The organism is Aetokthonos hydrillicola CCALA 1050, from assembly GCF_017591665.1.
Lineage (GTDB): Bacteria > Cyanobacteriota > Cyanobacteriia > Cyanobacteriales > Nostocaceae > Aetokthonos > Aetokthonos hydrillicola.
Genome location: NZ_JAAKGC010000280.1, coordinates 1 through 2522, shown reverse-complemented (window position 1 = coordinate 2522; position 2522 = coordinate 1). Strand labels below are relative to the sequence as shown.

General features: G+C 36.2%; 1 protein-coding gene and 1 pseudogene. Both read right to left on the bottom strand.

The annotated features are described in order from the left end of the window. Window positions 1-412 precede the first annotated feature (412 nt). Window positions 413-1174, bottom strand: a complete 762-nt coding sequence (locus G4P69_RS36930) for a MinD/ParA family ATP-binding protein (protein WP_208354800.1) — start codon at window positions 1172-1174, stop codon at window positions 413-415. Window positions 1175-1385: 211 nt separating this feature from the next. Then, window positions 1386-2522 (bottom strand): annotated as a pseudogene (locus tag G4P69_RS36925) (hypothetical protein); the annotation flags it as partial.

The window sequence follows — 2522 nt, the reverse complement described above, 5'->3', positions numbered from 1 at the left end:
TTTTTTGTTAAAAATTATTAATTTATAATATAAAGATAAATTAAAAAAATCATTTTAACTTATATATCGACCTTACCATCTTATGGTCTTATATATTATTGTTCAAATACCATAAAAAGTAATATTTTTATGGCAGAAAAAGTAACATTTTTAGAATATTAAGGAATCATACAGTACATTGCAAGTAACTTAATTGCAATGGTTTGGTCTAGAAGTTAAACGGAAAACCCTTTTTACAAAAAACTACGGTGTAGGGTGCGGGGTGTGGGGTGTAGGAGAAAAAAGCATGATTCGCTTCTTGGGTGTGGGGTGTAGGACATTCATTTTATGCTTCGCCCCGTCGGGTTTAGGGAAGTTCAATTCTGCTGTACCTGATTTCCCCTACACCCTACCCCCGACACCCCACACCCTCTTAAACGATGATTTGTTTTGCAACTTTTTCTATCGCCTGACTTATAGGATGCTTAAAGTCTTGCAAATAAAAAATACCTTTACTAGCAAGCCGAAGCAGGTCTTCTGATTCAGGAATCATTCCAGCAACTGGTGTTTGATAAACTTGTTCAATTTGATTTTGTAAATCGTTAAAGTCATAGTCTTTTAAGACTTTATTAATCAGTAGTAGTAACTTGGGTACCCGCAGTCTACGTGCTACATCTACAGTGACAGCTGTACCTTGAAAATCTTGTTGATCCGGTCGAAGTACTAACAAGACAATATCAGAAGTTGTGAGAGAGATCAGGGTTTCTTGATTCAGACCAGGATGGGTGTCCACAAACAGGTAGTCAAGTTTAAGATTTTTTATTAAGTCCTTGAAGCCCTTTAGTAGCAGTTCAACGTCGAACCGCTCTCGTATCACACGAGAAATATCGTTCAATTTAACACTTGAAGGGACTAAATAGATACTACTACGGTTATTTGTTTGGTCTTTAAGTACTGATTTAACATCATAAGCAGCGTCAGTGATTGCACAACGACCCCAGAGAAAATCATTGAGGGTATGTTTTACCCGCCCATCTTCTAAGCCAAACAAGATGTGAATACCTGGTGACTGAAGGTCAGTGTCAACTATGCCAACTCTATTACCTTTACAAGCAATAGCTGTAGCAATATTAGCTGTTGAGTTTGACTTTCCAGTACCACCTCGGTACGAGTGAATAGAGATAATTTTTGGCATAATAAATATTTCCACTACTAGGCATGAAATTTTCAACGAGTTTCACTTATACCGATCCACGACCATGCTCTCAATCTGAGGATCCTCTGTAGGCTCCAAATTAACATTTTTAATTGACATTTTTTAATCAAAGGATGGTAGAAAAAGTGATAACTTAAGGGATAAAATAGTGAGATTTCTATGGCCATTGATTCTCAAATCCCTGATATGTCTAGGTTGTCACAACAACAGTTTCTCTAGATTTACTCGCACCAGCTTGAGCCAATTTCAATTTATTGGCATCTGGAATTTCATTTTGCACAACTGTAAGCCTAGAAAAGTTAGCTCCACTTAAAGTAATATTAAGTTGACTAGATATGTTAAAAAGATTTTCTAGCCCATACCCTGATAATGTATAAAATTTTTCATTGATTTTTAAGAGCATTCGATTGAGTTTACATTCAATTTGTCTATAACTTTGGCTAAGGGTTAGCAATCGCTCTGCAATAGACAGCAAAATCGGGAACTCTTGATCTCTTGCTATAGAATCTTTGTTTTGGGCTTTGACTAGGGGGTGGCTCATGACTAAACAGGGCATCTCTTCTACTAAAATTTCATGGCAAATCTTCTCAATGAAGCGTTCAAGCACGAACTTTGCAAGGATGGGTTGTAAAGTGATTTTTAATATATGTACCTGGTTATTATCAGCAACAACTTTATCGATCAGACATCGCCGTTGTAGAGACATCAATGCGTCTAGTAACTTGTGTTTATTCCTCAGCAAGAAAAGATCATCTCGAAGTTCTTGAAGCGAAACAGGTTGTTGATAAATCGCCAACCAATACATAACAGATTGCTCTAAATCCGACAAGCAATCGAACTGACAATTAAAAATGTCACGAATATCATCAAAAATGATTGCGTCTTGTTTCCAATATTTAATAAATTTATCTAGATTACTATCAAATAAATTTTGAACAACTGAGGAAACTATCTTGAGAAAAAGTGGATTTCCACCATAGTATTCTATGATAGATTTCCATTCACTATGTGTTTCACAAAAAAAGCCTTTTTCCTCAAAAATTGCTCGTCCTTCAGCGTCCTTTAAGCCACACAACTTTAACGAGCGAACTGGTAGGCTTTTTCCTTCAAGTAACTCAATTTTTTTTGACTTTTCTCGAGAAGTTAGTATAATCGTGCTTTGATGCTCTAGTTCTCCAATTCGTTGCCAAAGTACATCATACTCCTGAAATCGGCAATCAGTAGAATCGTTCTGATTCTTGCTTAAGATACTATCCAGATGATCCAAAACTATTAAGTAGTGTGACGATCGCAAATAATCGATAAGTCGTAAAATCCGACCTTCTAT

Excerpts from the sequence above, each read along its gene's own strand:
- G4P69_RS36930 (WP_208354800.1), bottom strand. The coding sequence starts at position 1,174 with ATGCCAAAAATTATCTCTATTCACTCGTACCGAGGTGGTACTGGAAAG.